Genomic DNA, 22220 nt, shown 5'->3' with positions numbered 1-22220 from the left:
CCGGGGCTTTACCCGTGTCGAAAAACACTCACACATTATCAAACACCCCCCCCCCCCCCCCCGTGGGGGGGGGGTGGTTTAATATTTTTTAATTGTGGGGGGGGCCCCCCCCCCCCCCCCCACACCAAAAAGAGCGCACAAAGCGCCATATCGTTTCCCAGAAGTCATCAATACTTATCCCTTAAGCATGTGAGCAATCCCTCTTTTGTTATCAAGGAGAAAGTAATGACAACGGTACGCCATGAGAAAGATTCTATGGGCGCAATCGCGGTTCCGGCCGACAAGCTGTGGGGCGCGCAAACCCAGCGTTCGCTGGAGCACTTCCGTATTTCGACCGAAAAAATGCCCGTCTCGCTGATTCAGGCGCTGGCGCTCACCAAACGCGCCGCCGCGAGAGTGAACCAGGATTTGGGCCTGCTGGACGCCGATAAAGCCACCGCTATCATCAACGCCGCCGACGAAGTGCTGGCGGGCAAGCATCCCGACGAATTCCCCCTCGCTATCTGGCAGACCGGTTCCGGCACCCAGAGCAACATGAACATGAACGAAGTGCTGGCGAACCGGGCCAGCGAACTGCTGGGGGGCGTGCGCGGCATGGAGCGTAAGGTCCACCCGAACGATGACGTCAACAAAAGCCAGAGCTCTAACGACGTCTTCCCGACGGCGATGCACGTGGCGGCGGTAATCGCCATTCGCGAGCAGCTGATCCCGCAGCTCAACGTGCTGAAATCCACGCTTAACGAGAAAGCGCAGGCCTTCCGCGACATCGTCAAAATTGGCCGTACGCACCTGCAGGACGCCACGCCGCTGACCCTCGGCCAGGAGATTTCCGGCTGGGTGGCGATGCTGGAGCACAATCTGAAGCATATCGAGAACAGCCTGCCGCACCTGGCGGAGCTGGCGCTCGGCGGGACGGCGGTCGGCACCGGGTTAAATACCCACCCCGAATACGCGGTACGCGTGGCGGAAGAGCTGGCAAGCATTACCGGACAGCCGTTCGTCACGGCGCCCAACAAGTTCGAAGCGCTGGCGACCTGCGATGCGCTGGTCCATACCCACGGCGCGCTGAAGGGGCTGGCGGCCTCGCTGATGAAAATTGCCAACGACGTGCGCTGGCTGGCTTCCGGTCCGCGCTGCGGCATCGGCGAAATCAGCATTCCGGAAAACGAGCCGGGCAGCTCTATCATGCCGGGTAAAGTGAACCCGACCCAGTGCGAAGCCATGACCATGCTCTGTTGTCAGGTGATGGGCAACGATGTGGCCGTCAACATGGGCGGAGCGTCCGGCAACTTTGAGCTGAACGTCTATCGCCCGATGGTGATCCACAACGTGCTGCAATCTGTTCGTCTGCTGGCAGACGGGATGGAGAGCTTTAACGAACACTGTGCGGTAGGGATTGAGCCCAACCGCGAACGTATCAGCCAGTTGCTCAATGAATCCCTGATGCTGGTGACCGCACTTAATACTCATATCGGCTATGACAAAGCCGCGGAGATCGCTAAAAAAGCGCATAAAGAGGGGCTGACGCTGAAAGCCTCCGCCCTGGCGCTGGGCTATCTCACGGAGGCGGAGTTTGACGCCTGGGTTCGTCCGGAAGCGATGGTCGGCAGCCTGAAATAATCATCCCGCCACGTACAGGTGCAGCCGCGGAATAATCAGCTGTAGCGGCTGCGCCTGAGGTCTGTAACGGTGCTGAACATTTTCAGCATCGTAATTCAGCAGTTCCCCAATATCGGGCACCACCGCGCCCTGGTCGGCATCGTAAAGCGCAATCAGCGGCGTCGGGCAGGCATACTGCACCTGCTTTTGCTGACCGGAATACCAGACTCGGGCGATAGGCTGCACCTTCACCGGCCGCTTTATCTTGAGGCGCGTATCCGCCGGAAGCGAGGCGATGCTGTGGTACTCCTGCTCCAGGCGCTCAATCCACTGTTCACGCGACCACGGCGCGACGGTGCGCGGCGTCTTCAGGCTTTTTTCCAGCTGCGCCAGAATCTCATCCCGGGTGAAGTTTTTAATGATGTGTTTATTCGCCCAGCCGAAGCGCAGCGTGGCGGGGTGACGCAGTACCGTCAGGGTTCGGTAGGCATTCAGAGTAATCAGCCCCGGAAGCTGGCGGTGCACCCACTCAAACCGCGCGGCAGGCGCGAGGCCGGACTCTTCGGTGATGATCTTTTCAAAGGCCGCTTTCAGGGTGTTGATATGCGTAATCTGGCTTTCCAGCGCTTCACGCGTTATCGCATCGGTTTGCAGACAGATGACGCCCGGCAGGCGCACGGCGGCCTTACTGCTGCGGTTTTCTGACTGCTGCTGGATAAACAGGCGACGATAGTGCTTCAGTGCCCGTTCAAGAGCGGCATTGCCGATGTGCTGTTCGACCTCGATGGCATCCAGCGGATCGTGCTCGGCCCCTTTAGCCACATCGGGCAGGGTAAAGACGCGCGCGGCCAGCAGACGGCAGGCCTGCAAGCGCTCGGTCAGGGTCAGTAGCTCATGTTCTATTTCCCGAAACGTGCTGTTCAGCCGTTCGATGAGATCGTAAGTTGCCATAAATACCCTCATTAGTTACAACATACTTATCATATAGCACAGCACGCCGGGTCAGGCCAGCGTGCGGTTGAGGTCAGGCAGGAACGGGAAGGGCGATGTTATGGTACACCGGCCAGCTAAAGCAGAAGCGCGCGCCGCCGAGCTCGCTCTCCTCGCAATGCACCGTGCCCCCCATCGCCTGCGCGATTGAGTAAACAATTGCCAGCCCCAGGCCGCATCCACCGGTGGCGCGATCGCGGCTGGGGTCGAGGCGGACAAACGGTTCAAACACGGTTTCTCGCGCTTCCGGGGCAATTCCCGGTCCGTCGTCCTCCACCGTCAGGCTGGCCCGGTTGCCCTGCAAATCCAGGCCAATCTGGAGCGTACTCTCACTGTAGCGCATGGCGTTGTTCATCAGGTTGTCCAGCACGCGCTCCATCAGGCGCATATCGAGCGCGCCGTAATCACCCGGCGTGACGCGCGTCAACAGCGTGCGCTGCGGGTTTACGCTCTGAACATCATCAATGTGGGTTTGCAGCCAGGCGGGCAGGTCCGGCGTGCTGAGGTTCAGCTCGTTCTGCGGACGATCGAGACGCGCGTAGGTCAGAAGCTCCTCAATCAGCGCTTCAAGCTGGCCAATGTCGCGGTTCAGGGCCTGAGACTCCGCTTCCGTCAGATTTTCGCTCATCTCCAGACGGTAGCGCAGGCGAACCAGCGGCGTGCGCAGCTCGTGCGCAATCCCGTCGATCAGCTGCTTTTTACTGGCGATCAGGGCATTGATGTTATCAGCCATCTGGTTAAAGGCCACGCCAAGACGCTCAAAGCTGGAACCGCTGTCGAAGTGAATGCGCTCGGTAAAATGCCCCTCGCCAAAACGCTGCGCGGCGGACTCCAGCTTCAGCATGTCCTGCCAGTGGGGGCGCATCCAGATAAAGACCGGAAACGCGAGTGAAATGGCGATAAAGGCCATCAGCGCCATATCCAGCAGACGCATCTGGTGCAGATAATAGAGATAGGGCACCGGCCCGACGGCCAGCACGTAATGGCTGCGCGGGATGCGCTGGATAAAGGTGTATTTCTCATCCAGAGCGACGATATCCCCGTCGCGCAGGCGCTGCATCGCGGGTGTATCCAAATCGAAATCTTTTAACGGCTCGATGCGTAAATCAAATGACAGGTTCAGATCGAGCTCTTTGAGGGTTTTTGCCCAGTCGTGCGGCGGGATCTCTCTCAGCTCGCTGCGCATCAGATACAGCGAGCTTTTCATCAGATCGTCCAGCGACTGCCTGCCCGCACGTTCGGCGGTGAACTTATAGACCAGCCCGACCAGCATGGTCATCACCAGGAAGCAGACAAACAGCAAAAGATAAAACTGCACAAACAGCTTTTTCATTGGATCTCACCGAAAAAACGCTTTGTGCAGAATATACATGAAAACCCGTCGATATTTTCATGTCTGTGAAGCGTGTTACATGGCTTTCGCGCTGTTTTTTAACCTGGCGATGAGTGTTTCCGTTACGGCCAGGCCTTCCGCAATGTGCGGTTCAATCACGGCGGTCCCAAATTCGTTAATTAAATCCAGAAGAATTTCGTAAAACTGGATGAGTTCAAGGAGATCAATGAGCGCTTTTTGATCGGCGCGTGAGAGGGAGGAATGGCTAACTGCTGCCTGATTAACAATCCATTCAAGATTGGTTTTGATGACTTCTACTTCACGGTAGCTATATATAGTTCATGGGCTTAAATCCTCATTTCAAGATTTTATGGGAGAAATGTGCTGAAAAGGTGTGGGTTTATAGCCGGCCCGGTGAGGCTTTAAGAAAAGAATGTAGGAATGTTAATTATGGATTAGTTCGCGGGCTTATCAAGTTAATTGTTGCGCAAACTGGCAAACTAACGCGCGAAAAAGGGGACATCGACGGGTAATGCCTTCATTTCGCGCACGTTATCTTTTATCAGGTTTCCCAGGCGTGCGGGGCAAACAGATACCCCTTATTACGCACGGTTTTAATGCGGTAGGGCTCGGTGGCGTTATCCTGCAATTTTTTGCGCAGACGCGAAATCGCTACGTCAACGCTGCGATCCATTCCGTCATAGCTCACGCCACGGAGGTTTTTTAGCAGCGCGTCGCGGTCCATGATTTGCCCGGCATGCGTTGCCAGCTCCCAAAGCAGGTCAAAGTCTGCGGTGGAGAGGGCGATAAGCTCGCCGGAAAGCAGGACCTGGCGGTTAACCGGGTCAATAGACAGCGTACCGAAGCGCATCGCTTTGTGAGGCGTCAGAGACGGTGCGGGCGCTTCGCGTTCGATACTGGCGTGCTGGCGCAAATGCAGGCGCAGGCGGGCCAGCAGGACGGCAGGCGGTGTGGTCTTCAGAATGTAATCATTGGCGCCCATCTCCAGCGACAGAATATGGTTCATATCGCTGTCCAGTGAGGTGAGCAGAACGATAGGGCCGTCCCAGCGGGCGCGCAGGTCACGGCAGAGCGTCATGCCGTCTTTGCCTGGCAGCATGATGTCCAGCAACACTAAATCCGGATTTTCACGGACGACCACCTCTTCGGCACGATCGCCGCGAGGCTCAACAATGACGTCCATATCATGTTTACCCAGATAGGCGGCGATCAATTGCCCGACTTCGGGTTCGTCTTCAACATAAACAATCTTATTCATACAACGTCTGTTTTCGTGAAAAAAGCCAACATACACCGCGGAACCTTAACCTTCCATTAATCTTTCAAAATTAACGCCGCTTCCGTTATTCTGAAGTCTATTGTTACTTGATTGTTATAGGGAAAAATATGGGGCTGGTGATCAAAGCCGCGTTGGGGGCGCTGGTGGTGTTAATGATTGGCATTCTGGCAAAAACCAAAAACTACTATATTGCCGGGCTGATCCCGCTGTTCCCGACCTTCGCGCTGATTGCCCACTATATTGTGGCTTCTGAACGGGGCACGGAGGCGTTACGTACGACCATTGTGTTTGGCATGTGGTCGATCATCCCGTATTTTCTCTACCTGCTTTCTCTGTGGTATTTCACCGGTTTTCTGCGGCTTCCCCTGGCGCTGGGCGGGGCGGTGATCTGCTGGGCACTCAGCGCCTGGGTGTTAATATTCTTCTGGAGCCGCTTTCACTAGCGCAGCGGGCGTCCACCGTCCACGGCAAAGGTTCTGCCGGTGACATAGCAGCTGGTGAGGAGGTAATCCACAAGGTCGATCACCTCTTTCTCGCCTGGGGCAATTTTCATCAGCGACTTATTCAGCGCCTGCTGGCGGTACTCCGCATCATCGTTTTCGTTAAACAAAATCATCGCCGGGGCGATGGCGTTCACCTTCACCTCGGGCGCAAGCTTGCGGGCAAAGGAGCGCGTCATGTTGTCCAGCGCGGCTTTACTGGCCGCATAAGCGATGTGCTTGTCGCTGCCGCGCTCAACCACATAATCGGTGAAGTGGATGATGTCACCCGCCGCATGGCCGTGACCGCGCAGCAGATCCTGCAGGGCGTGGTTAAGCAGATAAGGGGCGTTGACGTGGATCTGCAGCATGGCGGATAGCGTATCGCTGAGGGACGTGCCGGGCTTCTCTGCACACCAGGCGCTGGCGTTATGGATCACAGCGCGCAGCCCCGTCGCGGTGGATTTCACCTGCTCCGCAAAGGCCAGGATGCCTTCATCGGTGGAAAAATCAGCCTGAATGCAAACCGCTCCGGCTTTGCGCAACCCCTCAATCGACGGGTATTCCGTACGGTAGCTGACAATGACCGGATGGCGAAGGTTGAGAAAGTGATGGGCGAGGGCGAGGCCGATACGGCGGCCTCCACCGGTGATCAATATTGGGCGAAGCGGTGCATTTCCCATCGTATTCTCCTTTACAGTTCAACAATGGGAAAGACAGTGCTATCCCATTAACATCCAGGTTGCCGGTACGGCAGCAACCAGTAACAGCCCGATTAAGGCCATTTCACGGCGTTTCAGCGCGTTCTCCAGCTGATGCGTGCGGCGGGCGTAGATAAATACCAGCAGGCCCGGCGCATACAGCACTACCGACAGCAGCAGATGCATCGGCCCGGAAGCATACAACAACCACAGGCCGTAAATACAGGCCCCAACGCCCACGACATAGTGCGCCGGACGCGTGGCGATTTTTAACAAATACGCACCCACTAAGAAATAGGGTACCAGAATCATCTCGGAGGCGATGGTCAGCAGGGTGTTATAGTCTGAACCTGTGAGCCAGATCAGCACCAGGCAGACCTGAACGCTGATGTTGGTCAGCCAGAGTGAGGCTGATGGTGCATTATTTTTGTTTTGTCGGGCAAACAGGCGTGGAAACGCCTTGTGCGTCGCGGCCAGGAACGGCACTTCAGCCGCCATGATGGTCCAGCTCAGGTAAGCGCCGCAGACGGAGACGATCAGCCCTGCGGCAATCACCACGTCGCCCCAGGGGCCGAGCATTTTCACCATCAGGCCTGCCATCGACGGGTTACGCATTTCGGCCAGTTCAGGACGCGCCACCACGCCCAGCGACAGCAGCGTTACCAGCAGATACACGCCCAGCGCCGCCAGGACGGCCAGCAGCGTGGCGCGGCCCACATCGCGTTTATTACGCGCGCGGGCAGAAACCACCACCGCGCCTTCAACGCCGATAAACACCCACAGGGTAATCAGCATCGTGTTTTTCACCTGTTCCCAGACCGGAACGCCAAGCGCAATTCCGCTGAAATCAAGCGTAAACACGTCGAGACGGAACGCAATGAAGGCCAGCACGATGAACAGGCCAAGCGGCACCAGTTTCGCCAGCGTCGCTACCAGGTTGATGCTGGCGGCGGTCTGGACGCCGCGCAAAATCAGCCAGTGAACAATCCACAGCAGCGCCGAGGCGCCGACGATAGACTGCCAGGTATTGCCGTCGCCAAACAGGCGCAGCTCAGGGGTATCGGTAAAGAAACTGAGCGCCGAGAAGACAATCACCAGATAAGAGACGTTGGCGATGACCGCGCACAGCCAGTAGCCCCAGGCGGAGCAGAAGCCAATCAGCTCGCCAAAACCTTCACGTGCATAGGTGAAAATGCCGCCGTCCAGATCCGGGCGAACGCGGGTCAGCAGCAGCATGGCGAATGCCAGCAGCAATATCCCGACACCGGTAATGCCCCAGCCAATGAGCAGGGCGGCAGGGCTTGCAACGGCCGCCATGTTCTGCGGTAAACTGAATACGCCCGCACCCAGCATTGAGCTTAAAACGAGTGCAGTCAGAGCACTCAGGCCAAGTTTCTTTTCCATTGGCTTCCTGTTATGAAAAGTCCCAATCCAGAATAATTATTTCGCTAAGGCGCATAAAAATGGTGGATCACACTAAGGCGCGGGATTTTACGGAGTGTAACGAAAGCATGCAATGATGTGTGGCAGAAATTCGAAAAAAGTAACAAAAAAAGGCGGCATTGCGCCGCCTTTCGTCAACGATTTTGTTACTTGTACAGATCGGCGCTGATGGTCACGTTGTTGCCACGTTCCTGCCACTGGCGGGTGATGTGGTAATACTTCGCCCCTTTCTTCGCCGCACGCTTCGCGACCTGGTAGGAGACTTCCGTCATATTGCCGTAGTTGCCGGTGAACTTGATGCTGTCGAACGGCACCATTTGCGCGGCAGTGGCTTTGTTCAGCTCTTCAATTTTAGTGCCGTCCGGCAGCGTAACGGAGTAGCGGCCACCTTTCGTGGATTGTGTTTCAAAGAAACGGCCCACTTCAGCGCTTGGCGCCGCAGAGGTCGCGACGCCTGGAATTTCAACTTTCTTCGCTTCTTCGCCGCCTTTGGCTATCGCCGCGCGACCCGCTTCAGAATCCGCAGGGATGGCATCCGGGCTCTGCAGAACGCGTTTTTTCGCATCTTCTTTGTAGATGAATGCGGTAATGCGCTGGTTGCCACCCTGGTTAGCATCCACCTGACGCACGATATAGAAAGAGTAGGCACCTTTCTCTTTTGCGGCTTTGGTGATGGCATCGTTCACTTCAGGCTGGCTGCGATAGAAGCCCTGAACGGTAACGGTGTCGTAAGGTTCCAGCTCAATGGCCTGATCTTTCGGCAGCTCAACGATACCGTTGATCACGCGGTTTTTCGGTGCGTCAGCCTTTGGCGCATTATCTTTATATAGCGCAATGGTCACGCGCTGGTTACCGCTGTTGCCGTAATCGGACTGGTCAACAACGTAAAACGAGGCCGCCCCGTTTTTATCAGCGGCTTTTGATGCGGCGGCGACGGCATCGCCAATAGAATTATAACGACCCACAATGACCGTATGGTCAAAAGGTTTTAATGCTGCCGCTTGCTCCGGCGTTAACTCTGTTGCGGCATTCGCAGACAGGGCGGTCGCACAGAGAAGTGCGGACGCCAGGAGTGTGTTCTTAAGCTTCATAAAAATAATCCTTCGCCTTGCGCAAACCATGTACTGGTATTGTTGTTTATTTGAGACGGTCCCGATTATGGCATTTAAAACCCGTCGCTGTCTGCGCCATTTTTCACAGCCTGTGCTCACTGAATTACCGAATTCGATAACATTTAGTGATATGTTGAAAAAACAGGCGTTTGACAAGCAAAACTGATAAAGCATATGACTTTTACAAGTTAATTTAATGTTAATAACTTGTTCTCTTATGGCGCTATATCATGTTTTTACCGCTTCGCTTGCGCGATTTATCGGTTCTGGCGATGAATTTAAGGTAAATATCACTGTCAGTGACGCCGATCGCTTATTTTTCACAGATAAAGTAAGAAATAGTGTTTTCTGGCGGTAGATCACAAGCGCTATTTTCAGTAGGTTATAGACAGTTTGTTACTGTTTTATTTTGCGGGGGTACTCATTTCTCGTCGCTATCATACTGGCGAAAATTGATACAAACCGCGGGCATTTATCGACAAACCATCATCAAAAACCGATGGAAGGGAAAACTATGCGTATTGGGGTACCAAAAGAACGGTTAGCCAATGAAACCCGCGTAGCGGCAACACCGAAAACGGTGGAGCAACTGCTTAAGCTGGGTTTTACCGTCGCGGTTGAAAGCGGCGCAGGCAAACTGGCGAGTTTCGATGACGAGGCCTTTATTCAGGCTGGCGCAGAAGTGGTGGACGGTGCTGAAGTCTGGCAGTCTCCCGTGATTCTGAAGGTCAACGCGCCGGAAGAGAGCGAGATTGCGCTGCTGAATCCGGGAACAACGTTGGTGAGCTTCGTCTGGCCTGCACAAAATCCTGAACTGATGGAGAAGCTGGCGGCCCGTGGCGTGACCGTGATGGCGATGGACTCCGTGCCGCGTATTTCGCGCGCGCAGTCGCTGGATGCGCTCAGCTCCATGGCAAACATTGCCGGCTACCGCGCCATTGTCGAAGCCGCTCACGAATTTGGACGCTTCTTTACCGGTCAAATCACCGCGGCGGGGAAAGTCCCGCCGGCGAAAGTGATGGTGATTGGCGCGGGCGTGGCGGGTCTTGCTGCAATCGGTGCGGCAAACAGCCTGGGCGCTATCGTGCGCGCGTTCGACACCCGTCCCGAAGTGAAGGAACAGGTTCAGAGTATGGGGGCCGAATTCCTTGAGCTGGACTTTAAGGAAGAAGCGGGCAGCGGTGATGGCTATGCGAAGGTGATGTCAGAAGCCTTTATCAAAGCCGAAATGGAACTCTTTGCCGCGCAGGCGAAAGACGTCGACATTATTGTTACCACCGCGCTTATTCCGGGTAAACCCGCGCCGAAGCTGATCACCCGCGAGATGGTGGACTCCATGAAGCCGGGCAGCGTGATTGTCGACCTGGCGGCGCAAAACGGCGGTAACTGCGAGTATACCGTTGCCAATCAGGTGACCACGACCGCTAACGGCGTGAAGGTTATCGGCTATACCGATCTCCCTGGCCGCCTGCCAACCCAGTCTTCCCAGCTGTACGGTACCAACCTGGTTAACCTGCTGAAGCTGCTTTGCAAAGAGAAAGACGGCAACATCACCGTTGATTTTGATGACGTGGTGGTGCGCGGCGTCACCGTGGTACGCGAAGGTGAAATTACCTGGCCTGCGCCGCCTATTCAGGTTTCTGCTCAGCCTCAGGCGGCGCAGAAAGCGGCACCCGAGCCAAAAGAACCTGCTAAACCGGCTTCACCGTGGCGTAAATACGCCATCATGGCGCTGGTTATCATTCTGTTCGGCTGGTTGGCTGACGTTGCGCCGAAAGAGTTCCTCGGCCACTTTACCGTCTTCGCACTCTCCTGCGTCGTAGGTTATTACGTGGTGTGGAACGTCTCCCACGCGCTGCATACGCCGCTGATGTCGGTCACTAACGCCATCTCGGGGATCATCGTAGTGGGGGCGTTACTGCAGATTGGACACGGCGGCTGGATCAGCTTCCTGAGCTTTATCGCGGTGCTGATCGCCAGTATCAATATTTTCGGTGGTTTCACCGTGACTCAGCGCATGCTGAAAATGTTTCGTAAAGGCTAAGGGGTAGCATATGTCTGGAGGATTAGTCACAGCCGCATACATTGTTGCTGCAATCCTGTTTATTTTCAGTCTGGCGGGGCTTTCCAAACACGAAACGTCTCAGCAGGGAAATAACTTTGGTATCGCCGGGATGGCGATTGCGCTGATTGCCACCATCTTCGGGCCGGATACCGGCAACGTGGCGTGGATCCTGGTGGCGATGATCATCGGCGGCGCGATTGGTATTCGCATGGCGAAGCGCGTTGAAATGACCGAGATGCCTGAGCTGGTGGCGATTCTGCACAGCTTCGTGGGGCTGGCGGCGGTGCTGGTGGGCTTCAACAGCTACCTTTATCACGAACCGGGCATGGAACCGATTCTGGTCAACATTCATCTGACCGAAGTGTTCCTCGGCATCTTCATCGGTGCAGTGACCTTCACCGGTTCTATCGTGGCGTTCGGCAAGCTGCGCGGTAAGATCTCTTCTAAACCGCTGATGCTGCCTAACCGTCACAAGCTGAACCTGGCGGCGCTGGTGGTGTCGTTTGTGCTGCTGGTGGTCTTCGTGCGTACCGAAAGCGTGGGCCTGCAGGTGCTGGCGTTGCTGGTGATGACCATCATCGCGCTGGCGTTCGGCTGGCATCTGGTGGCGTCCATCGGCGGTGCGGATATGCCGGTGGTTGTCTCAATGCTGAACTCCTACTCCGGTTGGGCAGCGGCGGCGGCGGGCTTTATGCTGAGCAACGACCTGCTGATCGTCACCGGTGCGCTGGTGGGTTCTTCCGGTGCGATCCTGTCTTACATCATGTGTAAGGCGATGAACCGCTCGTTCATCAGCGTTATCGCCGGTGGTTTCGGGACCGATGGGTCTTCTTCCAGTGCGGATGAAGAAGTGGGTGAGCACCGTGAAATTTCTGCGGAAGATACCGCAGAGATGCTGAAAAACTCGCATTCCGTGATCATCACCCCGGGCTACGGCATGGCGGTGGCACAGGCGCAGTATCCGGTGGCGGAAATCACCGAGAAGCTGCGCGCGCGAGGCATCAAGGTTCGCTTTGGTATTCACCCGGTGGCAGGGCGTCTGCCGGGCCACATGAATGTGCTGCTGGCGGAAGCGAAAGTGCCTTACGACATCGTGCTGGAAATGGATGAGATCAACGATGATTTCGCCGACACCGACACCGTGCTGGTCATTGGCGCCAACGACACCGTTAACCCTGCTGCACAGGACGATCCGGGTAGCCCAATCGCCGGGATGCCGGTTCTGGAAGTGTGGAAGGCGCAGAACGTCATTGTCTTCAAGCGTTCCATGAACACCGGCTATGCCGGGGTACAGAACCCGCTGTTCTTCAAAGAGAACACCCACATGCTGTTTGGCGACGCCAAGGCCAGCGTGGATGCGATTCTGAAAGCGCTGTAATTCGCTTTCTCCTGACAAACCGCCCTTAGGGGCGGTTTTCTTATTTCTGCGGTCAGCTTTTCTCCTCTGTCTATACTTTACCCTTTGTGTAATACGAGGAGGTGTAATGCAATTTCTGTCCCGCTTCGACTTCATCGCGTTGATGATGACGCCGACATTCTGGATAGGCGCCGCCACGGTTGTCTTTGTGACGCTGCTGGTGTACTGGCTGCTGACGCGCCTGATCGCGTTCGTTAAGAAAGGCATCACCACCTGGGGCGACAAGCACCCGGCCACCAACCGGATGCGTTTTATCCTGACGGATATGCTTAACCGCACCAGCCGTTTCCTGCTGTTTGTGGTGGCACTGCTCCTCAGCCTGCGTTTCGTTGACCTGCCCGATCATCTTTTTGGCACCGTCAGCCACGCCTGGTTCCTGGTCTTCGCCATCCAGGTTGCGCTGTGGATGGATCAGGGGGTCGTGTCGTGGCTTCGTCACGTCATGCTGGCGCCGGGAAGCCATAAAAACCCGGTTACGCTGGTGATCACGGGGCTTATTCTCCGTGCCATCGTCTGGTCAGTGATGCTGCTGTCTATCCTTGCTAACGCGGGCGTCAACATCACTGCTCTGGTTGCCAGCCTTGGGGTAGGGGGTATTGCCATTGCCCTTGCCGTACAAACGATTCTGAGCGACGTGTTTGCCTCGCTTTCTATCGGCTTTGATAAACCGTTCGAAATTGGCGATTTCGTGGTGTTCAACGACGTGGCGGGGACGGTAGAGCACATTGGCCTGAAAACGACCCGTATCCGCAGCCTGAGCGGAGAGCAGATCGTCTGCGGTAACGCCATTTTGCTTCAGCAGACGCTTCACAACTACAAACGCATGCAGACGCGCCGCATCGTCTTTACCTTTGGCGTTGCCAGCGACACGCCGCCCGATAAGCTCCGCTACGTGGGGGATATGGTCAGGCAGATCATTACCGATGTCGGTGAGACAAAATTTGATCGCGCCCATTTTCTCGGATTCGACCGCGACCGCCTGACGTTTGAAGTCGTCCATATTGTTAATACCGCGGATTACAACAAATACATGGACATCCAGCAGGAGATCAATATCCGTATTCTTGAAGGGCTGAACGCCCAGGAGATTAAGCTGGCGCTGCCCAGCATGGTATTGCACGCGCCGTGGATGCAGGAGGAGTCAGGTGAACAGCCGAAGCCGGTAATGGAGAGCTGATGAGAAAAGCCCGCCGGAGCGGCGGGCTTTTAAATTACGTTAATCGTCTTCCGGGTCGTCCAGCTCAATCGGCGTCTGATACTCATCCGGCTTAATCACCAGCAGGTCGCAGCGCAGATGGTCGATCACCTGTTCGGCAGTGTTGCCGAGGAAAGCGGCAGAAATACCGGTCCGGCCAATGGTTCCCAGGACCACAATCCCGGCCTGCAGATGCTCGGCTAAATCCGGGATCACCTCTTCAGGCAGCCCTTTTTCCACGTGCGTCATGTTTTCGTCGATGCTGAACTTCTGGCGCAGCGCTTTCATCGCCAGCAGATGCTGGCCGCGGATGGCGTCGTTATAGACGCTAGGGTCAAATTCCGGCAGCTCGATGGCGATATTGATCGGGGTAACCGGATAGGCACCCACCAGATGCACTTCGGTGTGGTTGACCTGGTCAGCAAGCTGGATGGTCTCCTTCACCAGCTTTTCGTTGAGCGAATTGTGATAATCCTCTTCGCTCGCGAGGTTCACCGCCACAACGGCTTTCCCGCCTTCAGGCCACGGCTGGTCTTTCACCATCCAGACCGGGCAAGGGCATTTGCGCAGCAAATGCCAGTCGGTCGGGGTGAAGATCACGGATTCCAGCTTGTCGTGCTGGTGCGCCATCTTCAGCAGCAGGTCGTGCCCGCCGGCAACCACTTCCTGGATAATGGCTTCAAAAGGTCGGTTATGCCAGACCACTTTAATATCAATAGGCACACCCGCTTCCAGGTAATACTTCGCCTGTTCACGGATCCACGCGGTACGCTGGCTGATGACGCCCTGACGCATAGCGGTGCGCTCGTCAGGCGACAGAAGGGTGGTCATCTCATACGAGAAGTCATAGATCGGCAAAAACGCTTTGATTTTGCCACCAATCCGTTGATGTAAATACACAGCACGTCGTAATGCCGGCTGATCGTCCTGATTCGGATCGATAGCCACCAGCATGTTTTGATACTTTGCCATACAGGTCTCCTTACTACTGTCACCACAGTCTGTAATTAAAAGAGTAACCTATATATCCTGAATGAAACAGAGGGGAGCTTTTGCCAGATCAATAATTCATGAAAATTTATCAGAGGAAAAGTACGGTGGTTGTCACCGCGATAAACGCAATGAACAGCAGCACCATTACCGCTATCGCAAAGGTCGTGGAATCCTGAACGTAGGTTTTTTCCTCCCCCTTCATTGGGCCGACAAGCATGATCCAGATGAAGATAAAGGTCACAGAGGCAATCACGACTGAAACGAAAAACAAACTTTCTCTCAATTCATAACCTCAACGACAACCTTTCAGGCGCTGTGTAGGGACGTGCTACGGTGAAAATGTCTTGAAACGGGGGCGATTATACCAGACCAATAAATCACGTGAATTTATCAGTCTGGTTATCAGCATGCGGAGAGTTATGCCACGTTGCGGGCGTGCCCGGCAAGAACGGCCAGCGCTTCACCGTTTTCGATAGTGATGTATTTACCCTTAACGGCCAGCATACCGCTCTTCTGGAAACGGCCCAGCAGACGGCTGATGGTTTCCACGGTCAGGCCCAGGTAGTTACCGATATCGCCACGGGTCATAGTCAGACGGAACTCACGCGGCGAGAAACCGCGCTCGGCGAAGCGGCGGGAGAGGTTATAGATAAACGCGGCCAGGCGCTCTTCTGCATTCTTTTTGGAAAGCAGCAGAATCATGTCCTGATCGCCTTTGATCTCACCGCTCATCAGACGCATCATCTGCTGACGCAGATTAGGCATCTTGCCGGACAGATCGTCCAGGGTTTCAAACGGGATTTCGCAAACCATCGAAGTTTCGAGTGCCTGAGCAAAGCTCGGGTGGTGGCCAGTGCCGATGGCATCAAAGCCCACAAGATCGCCAGCCAGATGGAAGCCGGTGATCTGCTCGTCACCCTGTTCGGTGATGGTGTAGCTCTTGATGGTGCCAGAACGGATTGCATAGAGCGATTTCAGTTCGTCTCCCGCTTTAAACAGCGTCTGCCCTTTCTGAATAGGCTTTTTGCGCTCGATGATGTTATCAAGCTGATCGAGTTCATGCTCATTCAGGGTAAACGGGATACAGAGCTGGCTGATGCTGCAATCCTGGCAATGGATAGCACAACCGCCAGACTGAATGCGTCGTATAATTCGCTTTTCCGGGATCATAGGTTTGCTCAAGCCTTAATTGATATTGGTCAATTTTAACATCTTTTTGGTAAGTACGTAAGCCTGACAAACCCTCAATAAGGACAAGTGGCGACATTGTGTCGCCATCTTCTTGAAATTCCACAGCTTGATTATGGATTTTTAGCCTAACCGGTAGAAAATTAAGCACAAAAAGCCTGGGAACTAGAGTAAGAGATACCCTTCGTGACGCAGCAACCACTCTTTTCGCTGCACGCCGCCGGCATAGCCGGTCATGGTGCCGTTGCGGCCGATGACCCGATGGCAGGGAACCACAATGCTGACAGGGTTGGAGCCATTGGCAGCACCCACCGCGCGTGCGGCGCCCGCGCGACCTAGCTGCTCCGCGAGCTGACCATAATGCATGACCTGCCCGCACGGAATCGACCGCAGCGCCTGCCACACTTCCCGCTGAAAAGGCGTGCCTGCTGTGGCGGTTGGCAGAGTATCAATGATGCTGAGATCGCCTTCGAAATAGGCGCTGAGCTTATCGCACAACCCCCCCGGGTTAACCGCAGTCCGGCGCTGATAGCCTTCTTTACTGTAATGGATGGCGAGCAGCACCTCCATGCGATCGCTGTGCTCTTGCCACTCTACAGCTCTTAAGCGGTACTGTTCATCACATATGACCCATAGCGGCCCCAGCGGCGTGGGGATCAATTCCTGCAATAGCGTTAGCATAAGCGATACCTGAATAACCAAAGCCATTATCATGTCGGGAAATTTCGGGATGTTCAAGATGTTGCGAGGGAACAAGAGGGGTAGTTTTTCAGATTATATTTACATGCAGGAGGAATAATTTCCGAAGGCGTTAGCATATACTATGGATAATTGTGTCTGGGATTAATTATGCGTGCGTCCTTATATTTATTCATTCGGTTTGTCTCCGTCGGTGTGCTGAATACCGCTATTCATGCCGCTGTATTTCTCCTGACCTTTTTTTTATTTTCATTTTCGCAAAGCCTGGCTAACGTAACTGCTTTTTTTGTTGCGGCATCATTTAGTTTTGTTGCTAACGCTACCTGGACGTTCAAAAAAAAACGGACCTTACATAAATATCTGCTTTTTGTCATGGCGATGGCGTGTCTGGCGTGGTTGACGGGCAAGCTGGCGGAGGTTGCCGGACTTCCCGCTTTATTCACGTTACTCACGTTCTCTTCTGTCAGCATGGTGCTCGGCTTTTTACTTTCTAAACGTTTTATATTCAGGGATTGAATATGGTTATCTCACTTGTGATTCCCGTTTTTAATGAGGAACAGGCTATTCCACTGTTTTTCAACGCGCTGCGATGCGAGCCCCTCCTGGCTCATTACTCGCTTGAACTGATTTTTGTCGACGACGGTAGTCGCGATAATACTGTCCAGGCGATCCGCCGGGAAACGTTTCCCGGCAGCGTTCGTCTTGTCGAGTTTAGCCGTAACTTTGGCAAAGAGGCTGCACTGTTGGCCGGGTTGCGGGCGGCAACGGGCGACGCGGTGATCCCTGTTGATGTAGATTTACAGGATCCTGTTCACGTCATACCTGCGCTTATTTCGCGCTGGCAGGACGGGTTTGATACCGTGCTTGCCCAGCGCATCGATCGCCGATGTGATACCTGGCTAAAACGAAAAACGGCACAGTGGTTTTATCGAGCACATAATCAAATTAGCTCACCAGGCATTGTGGAGAACGTTGGCGATTTCAGGCTCCTGTCACGTGAGACGGTAAACGCGATTCTTCAATTACCAGAAAGAACGCTTTTTATGAAAGGCTTGCTTTCGTGGACAGGAGGAAAAACCACGGTTGTGGCTTATTCCCGTGATCCCCGCCGTGCGGGGATCAGCAAATTCAACGGTTGGAAATTATGGAGGCTGGCGGTGGAAGGCATTACCTCATTTTCCATTTTTCCGCTCCAGCTATGGACTTACCTGGGTTTTTTTATCGCCACCCTTTCTATGACTTACGCTCTATGGATGATTATCGATAAACTCATCTGGGGAAATGATGTCCCAGGCTATCCATCATTAATGGTGGCGATTTTATTTATTGGCGGCGTGCAGCTAGTCAGTATTGGTGTACTGGGTGAATATATCGGCAGGATTTTTATCGAGGTAAAAGGTCGCCCGCGTTATATTCTTAAGCAAGGAAGTGAAGGGTGTGATGATGTTAAAAAATAATGCGGCAATGTTGGGGTTATTCGCACTTTGTGCTTTTATTTATTTTTTCCCCGCTCTGAGCCAAACCTATCTGTTCAATGATGATATTGGGCGTAATGCATTAGGTTACGGCAGGTACGAATTCACAGGTTTAGGTGAATATGCTGACAGCGGTCGTCCGGCCGCGGAAATCCTCATTCGCTTGCTCTCCGGGTGGATCGGTCGTTCAACCGACGTTGTGGCTATTAACCTTGCACCGTTAACCAAACTCATTAGCGCTATGTGCGTGGCGAGCGTAGCGTGGATTGTCTATCAAAGAATCATCAAGGAAGCGACATGGAGCGGTTTTCTGGTCTGCCTGACGGTCGTCTTCTCTCCCTGGTTTATTCATTGTATCCAGTACAGCTTTGACTCAGTGTCAATGGGAGCCGCATTGCTTCTGACTGCGCTTCCATTTATTGGTAAACGTAACTGGCGCGGCTATCTGTTCTTCTATGGCTGCTATTTTCTTTCTCTCTGTTTTTATCAGCTTTTCCTGGTTGCCCCGTTTTTGATTATCGCGGTTTTTCTGTTAAAAGAGTTTTTTGACACCGGAACCTTAAGTCTTGCCACGCGGCAGCACGCCGGGAATGTCATCATTACGTTATTTGCTGGATTTGTTACGTATAAAGTATTTATTCTGCTGCTGCCGCTAAGGGAGTACGTATTAATTCACAGCAAAATGCTGACGCTGAGTATTATTTTCCCTGCGCAGGTTTCTACTCATCTCCGGTATCTTCTGGATGTGTTTTTTTCGCCATTTTACGGTACGGCCGGAGTGGTTCTCATCATATTATTTATGTTTTCCATCGCGGGTGTGATCGTGGCGGCAACGCGTATTCAGCGTAACAGATGGCTCTGTCTAACGATCTATTTGTTATCCTGCGTGCTTGGACTGCTGATGGCGTTGCTACCCCAGGCACTGTTGCGTGCTCCTCTTTATGCGGGAAGGGCGATGGCGGGGAACCAGTTCGTGATGCTTATTTGGTTCTTCCCATTGCTTTATCTGCCGAAGATAATGCTTAAATATCTTTGCGTGGGCTGGGTAATTTTCTTTACGTTGATGGCAAGCCTTAATGCGGCGATTACCGGCGCTATTCTGGCACAATATCAGTATGAAGATCGGTTGCTTGACGTAATTTTAAACTACCCGGTCAATGATACATTGCCTGAGAAAATATTTTTGGTTGCACCATATTACGCGAAAGATCGTGTCTGGCTACGTCAGGCGAGCAACGTTCGCGCTAATTTCCCCTATACAAAATATATTTTGCATAATACCTTTATTTTAAATGCCAGTATCTGGCCAACCCGCCAGGCGCAGTTATACAATAGAGATATACTTATCAAAAAAGTAAAAAATGATGGTTCTTTCTGTCAGTGGAAAGACAAACTGGTCAGGCAAGAATTTACCATGTATGTCAAGGGGGATGTACGCTACGTTGACTTTGACAAAACAGCATGCAATAAATCGTTATAAATAGCAGCGAAAAAAACTGGGCCTGCCGACATCGTCAGGCCCATGAACACACAGCAGTGCTTCCTTTCGCAAGCCCACTTTGCTTTTTTCCCTTACAGCAGGTTTTTTATATATAGCATACGCGCCGGAAAATGACAGCGTGTTTACTGATTGAATTCACAAAATTTTAACTTAAATTTGAATTTTAAGTGTCGTAAAATTTTAGTTAAGCCTTGTTAAAGATAATCATTCCGCAAATATGTTTAGCGCTTTTAAAATATGGCTTCCCCGGTAATTAAACCGCTCTTCTCCATGTACCCGTTTGTCATTGAGCCCGTTATCCTCTATGGGTATAGTACGTCTCTCAGATGTAGCCGGAGGATTTCCATGAACCCTGACGACAAATCTCTTTTTCTTGACGCCATGGAGGATGTCCAGCCCCTGAAGCGCTGCACCGATATCCACTGGCAGCAAAGCCGTAATACCCGGGCTCGCCAGGACATCGATACCGAACAGCTCGACAACTTTCTGACCCTGGGTTTCCTTGAGCTATTGCCCCTTGACGAGCAGCTGGCTTTTCAGCGCGAAGGCGTTCAGCAGGGCGTTATTGATAAGCTGCGTTCGGGTAAATACTCCCGACAGGCCAGCCTGAATCTGTTGCGCCAGCCTGCTGAACGCTGCCGCCAGATGCTGTATTCCTTTATTCGTCAGGCCAGTCGTGACGGACTACGTAACCTGATCGTCATTCACGGGAAAGGGCGCGAGCAGAATTCGCACCCTAATGTGGTGCGCAGCTATCTTGCTCGCTGGTTAACCGAGTTCGAGGAAGTGCAGGCTTTCTGCGTGGCGCTGCCGCATCACGGCGGCAGCGGGGCATGCTATGTTTCCCTGCGAAAATCCGATGAAGCAAAACAGGACAACTGGGAGCGGCACGCCAAGCGCAGCCGCTAGCGGGCGATATCTTCGCCCGCCTGAGGCTTAAAACGTTTCCCAGTTACTGTCGGGGGTGGCGGTTGCCGTTGCCGGACGAAGCAGCTGCGGCGTTTTAACGTTGGCCGGGCGCGGGGCGGTGGCGTTGACTTTACCGTTCAGGCGAAACGCGGCCACGGCCTGGCGCAGCTGTTCGGACTGGTCTTCCAGCGCCGCTGCCGCCGTGGCGGACTGCTGCACCAGCGCGGCGTTTTGCTGCGTCACGCTGTCCATCTGCGACACGGCGAGGCTCACCTGCTCAATACCGCGGCTCTGCTCGTCGGACGCGGACGAAATCTCGCCCATGATATCGGTCACGCGGGTGACGGCGGCGACAATCTCCTTCATGGTGGTGCCAGCCTCGCTGACCTGCTCAGAACCGGTGTTCACCCGGCTGACGGAGTTCTCGATAAGCCCTTTAATCTCTTTCGCCGCCTGCGCGCTGCGGCTGGCCAGCGTACGGACTTCACCGGCGACAACCGCAAAACCGCGGCCTTGCTCGCCGGCGCGCGCGGCTTCCACCGCGGCGTTAAGCGCCAGAATGTTGGTCTGGAACGCAATGCTGTCAATCACGCCGGTAATATGGGCGATTTGCTGCGAACTGTTGGCAATTTCGTTCATGGTGCGAACCACGTTATCCACGACGTGGCCGCCGCGAGCCGCTGTTTCAGAGGCGTTCTTCGCCAGCAACGTCGCCTGACGGGCGTTATCGGAGTTCTGTTTAACCGTCGCGGTCAGCTCTTCCATGCTGGCGGCAGTTTCTTCGAGCGAGGCAGCCTGCTCTTCGGTGCGGGCGGAGAGATCGTTGCTCCCTGCGGCAATTTCACCCGCGCCGGTGTAGATGGAATCGGTGCTGCCGCGCACGGCGCTGACGGTGGTTACCAGCGATTGCTGCATCTCATGCAGGCCGGCGGCCAACTGACCCATTTCATTGCGGCCAGAGAGGGCGATATTCTGCGTCAGGTCGCCTCCTGCAATGGCGCGAATATGGTTCATGATGGCGTTGAGCGGTTTTAACAGCAGGTGCTGTAAACCCTGCCAGATCACCACCAGAACGGCAATAACGGCCAGGAAAATAGCTGCCAGCGTCCACTGCATCTGGGTGAAGCTGCTCTGGTTCTCTTCGGTTGCCGCTTTCAGCAGCGTGTTGTTTTCGGCGCGCCAGCGGTTGTAGACCGCTTCCATATCGTCCTGAGCCTGCTGAGCGTCCAGATCGCCATAGGCCTGATAGTTGTCGGCACGCAGATACTCAATCGACAAACGCATCACTTCATGCATCTGATTCCAGGATTTCTGCATCTCGTCGGTTAACGCCGCATTCTGGCCGTTAACCTGCGGCATTTTCTGCCATTCTTTGTTATAGGTTTCCGCTTTAGCCAGAGAGTCGCCTGCGGTGCTGAGCAGTTTGTTAATTGCGGCAAGGGATGCCGGATCGCGCTGGTTTTTTAGGTAGCGAATTGCCACGCGGGTGACGGTGACGCGCGTTTTCACCAGCGTGTTCACGCTGTCGCTCAGGCTTTCCTGCTGGGCATTCAGCACGCCGGAGTTCTGGAAGTTATGGCGATCGTTGCTGACGGCAGAGTAGAACAACCCTCCCGTGACAACTTGCAGCAGACAGAATATGGTGAGGGCAAAGATAATTCCGGTAATCACGTGCAGATTTTTCAGCATAGCGGTCGTCCGTTAGAAAAGATGCAGAGGTACACCAATACTATCGTCGTATAGAATTTAAACTTTAATTTAACTCGCGCTTAACTTAGGGCTTCGGTCAGGAACCTGTTGTAAATCCGGATCATTTTGATG

20 protein-coding genes are annotated in these 22220 nt (G+C 54.1%); 9 read left to right on the top strand and 11 right to left on the bottom strand.

What is annotated here, in order from left to right; translation table 11 throughout:
- The first annotated feature begins 225 nt into the window (after window positions 1-225).
- The gene (fumC, locus tag URZ40_RS01595) at window positions 226-1620 is read left to right on the top strand and encodes a class II fumarate hydratase (RefSeq protein WP_316378995.1); all 1395 of its coding nucleotides are present in this window, start codon (window positions 226-228) and stop codon (window positions 1618-1620) included.
- On the opposite strand, the gene tus is transcribed toward fumC, so the two are convergent.
- From tus to rstA, 3 genes are all read right to left on the bottom strand, one after another.
- Window positions 1621-2550, bottom strand: coding sequence for a DNA replication terminus site-binding protein (gene tus, locus URZ40_RS01590; RefSeq protein WP_320719655.1), 930 nt, complete (start codon window positions 2548-2550; stop codon window positions 1621-1623). It lies immediately after the preceding gene.
- Between the two features lie 73 nt (window positions 2551-2623).
- Complete coding sequence (gene rstB, locus URZ40_RS01585) at window positions 2624-3922, bottom strand: two-component system sensor histidine kinase RstB (protein WP_316378997.1); 1299 nt, start codon at window positions 3920-3922, stop codon at window positions 2624-2626.
- A gap of 562 nt (window positions 3923-4484) precedes the next feature.
- A complete protein-coding gene (rstA, locus tag URZ40_RS01580; RefSeq protein WP_116340319.1) occupies window positions 4485-5201 on the bottom strand; it encodes a two-component system response regulator RstA in 717 nt (238 codons plus the stop codon).
- Between the two features lie 128 nt (window positions 5202-5329).
- Here rstA and URZ40_RS01575 point away from each other — a divergent pair, with 128 nt between their 5' ends.
- The gene (locus URZ40_RS01575) at window positions 5330-5665 is read left to right on the top strand and encodes a GlpM family protein (RefSeq protein ID WP_233002431.1); all 336 of its coding nucleotides are present in this window, start codon (window positions 5330-5332) and stop codon (window positions 5663-5665) included.
- Here URZ40_RS01575 and folM read toward each other — a convergent pair.
- From folM to ydgH, 3 genes are all read right to left on the bottom strand, one after another.
- The gene (folM, locus tag URZ40_RS01570) at window positions 5662-6384 is read right to left on the bottom strand and encodes a dihydromonapterin reductase (protein ID WP_061098394.1); all 723 of its coding nucleotides are present in this window, start codon (window positions 6382-6384) and stop codon (window positions 5662-5664) included. The two genes, URZ40_RS01575 and folM, sit on opposite strands and share 4 nt — an antisense overlap.
- A gap of 39 nt (window positions 6385-6423) precedes the next feature.
- The gene (locus URZ40_RS01565) at window positions 6424-7806 is read right to left on the bottom strand and encodes an amino acid permease (protein WP_116340315.1); all 1383 of its coding nucleotides are present in this window, start codon (window positions 7804-7806) and stop codon (window positions 6424-6426) included.
- Between the two features lie 185 nt (window positions 7807-7991).
- Window positions 7992-8936 carry a DUF1471 family protein YdgH gene (gene ydgH, locus URZ40_RS01560; protein ID WP_028012941.1) on the bottom strand — a complete coding sequence of 315 codons (945 nt, stop codon included), beginning with the start codon at window positions 8934-8936 and terminating at the stop codon, window positions 7992-7994.
- A 535-nt stretch (window positions 8937-9471) separates the two neighbouring features.
- Between ydgH and pntA the strand changes: the two genes are divergently transcribed.
- The 3 genes from pntA to URZ40_RS01545 all read left to right on the top strand — a co-directional run bounded on the left by pntA (window position 9472) and on the right by URZ40_RS01545 (window position 13616).
- Window positions 9472-11001 carry a Re/Si-specific NAD(P)(+) transhydrogenase subunit alpha gene (pntA, locus tag URZ40_RS01555; protein WP_163329068.1) on the top strand — a complete coding sequence of 510 codons (1530 nt, stop codon included), beginning with the start codon at window positions 9472-9474 and terminating at the stop codon, window positions 10999-11001.
- A 10-nt stretch (window positions 11002-11011) separates the two neighbouring features.
- Complete coding sequence (pntB, locus tag URZ40_RS01550; RefSeq protein WP_320719654.1) at window positions 11012-12400, top strand: Re/Si-specific NAD(P)(+) transhydrogenase subunit beta; 1389 nt, start codon at window positions 11012-11014, stop codon at window positions 12398-12400.
- Between the two features lie 106 nt (window positions 12401-12506).
- Window positions 12507-13616 (top strand): mechanosensitive ion channel family protein, encoded by a 1110-nt coding sequence (locus tag URZ40_RS01545; protein ID WP_316379001.1) that lies wholly within the window; start codon window positions 12507-12509, stop codon window positions 13614-13616.
- 39 nt (window positions 13617-13655) lie between these two features.
- On the opposite strand, the gene uspE is transcribed toward URZ40_RS01545, so the two are convergent.
- From uspE to ogt, 4 genes are all read right to left on the bottom strand, one after another.
- Window positions 13656-14606 (bottom strand): universal stress protein UspE, encoded by a 951-nt coding sequence (uspE, locus tag URZ40_RS01540; RefSeq protein WP_028012944.1) that lies wholly within the window; start codon window positions 14604-14606, stop codon window positions 13656-13658.
- A gap of 109 nt (window positions 14607-14715) precedes the next feature.
- The gene (locus URZ40_RS01535; RefSeq protein ID WP_014883604.1) at window positions 14716-14898 is read right to left on the bottom strand and encodes a hypothetical protein; all 183 of its coding nucleotides are present in this window, start codon (window positions 14896-14898) and stop codon (window positions 14716-14718) included.
- A gap of 146 nt (window positions 14899-15044) precedes the next feature.
- Window positions 15045-15797, bottom strand: coding sequence for a fumarate/nitrate reduction transcriptional regulator Fnr (gene fnr / locus URZ40_RS01530; protein ID WP_006174991.1), 753 nt, complete (start codon window positions 15795-15797; stop codon window positions 15045-15047).
- Between the two features lie 183 nt (window positions 15798-15980).
- A complete protein-coding gene (ogt, locus tag URZ40_RS01525; protein ID WP_320719653.1) occupies window positions 15981-16496 on the bottom strand; it encodes a methylated-DNA--[protein]-cysteine S-methyltransferase in 516 nt (171 codons plus the stop codon).
- 168 nt (window positions 16497-16664) lie between these two features.
- Here ogt and URZ40_RS01520 point away from each other — a divergent pair, with 168 nt between their 5' ends.
- The 4 genes from URZ40_RS01520 (at window position 16665) to smrA (ending at window position 20399) form a co-directional block, all read left to right on the top strand.
- Window positions 16665-17030, top strand: coding sequence for a GtrA family protein (locus URZ40_RS01520; protein ID WP_316379002.1), 366 nt, complete (start codon window positions 16665-16667; stop codon window positions 17028-17030).
- Between the two features lie 2 nt (window positions 17031-17032).
- Window positions 17033-17971: a glycosyltransferase family 2 protein gene (locus tag URZ40_RS01515; RefSeq protein WP_320719651.1), complete on the top strand. Its 939-nt coding sequence runs from the start codon at window positions 17033-17035 to the stop codon at window positions 17969-17971.
- Window positions 17955-19469: a glucosyltransferase domain-containing protein gene (locus URZ40_RS01510; protein ID WP_320719665.1), complete on the top strand. Its 1515-nt coding sequence runs from the start codon at window positions 17955-17957 to the stop codon at window positions 19467-19469. Before URZ40_RS01515 ends, URZ40_RS01510 begins: the two co-directional genes overlap by 17 nt.
- Before the next feature lie 366 nt (window positions 19470-19835).
- The gene (gene smrA / locus URZ40_RS01505; RefSeq protein WP_163329080.1) at window positions 19836-20399 is read left to right on the top strand and encodes a DNA endonuclease SmrA; all 564 of its coding nucleotides are present in this window, start codon (window positions 19836-19838) and stop codon (window positions 20397-20399) included.
- A gap of 27 nt (window positions 20400-20426) precedes the next feature.
- Here the strand turns inward: smrA and URZ40_RS01500 are convergent, their stop codons facing one another.
- Complete coding sequence (locus URZ40_RS01500; protein WP_320719650.1) at window positions 20427-22088, bottom strand: methyl-accepting chemotaxis citrate transducer; 1662 nt, start codon at window positions 22086-22088, stop codon at window positions 20427-20429.
- Window positions 22089-22220: the final 132 nt, after the last annotated feature.

The sequence above is a fragment of the Enterobacter sp. 296B2 genome (assembly GCF_034106185.1).
In the GTDB taxonomy this organism is placed as follows: domain Bacteria; phylum Pseudomonadota; class Gammaproteobacteria; order Enterobacterales; family Enterobacteriaceae; genus Enterobacter; species Enterobacter cloacae_N.
The sequence above is the reverse complement of the archived record's forward strand: the minus strand, read 5'-3'. Positions and strand labels throughout refer to the sequence as shown.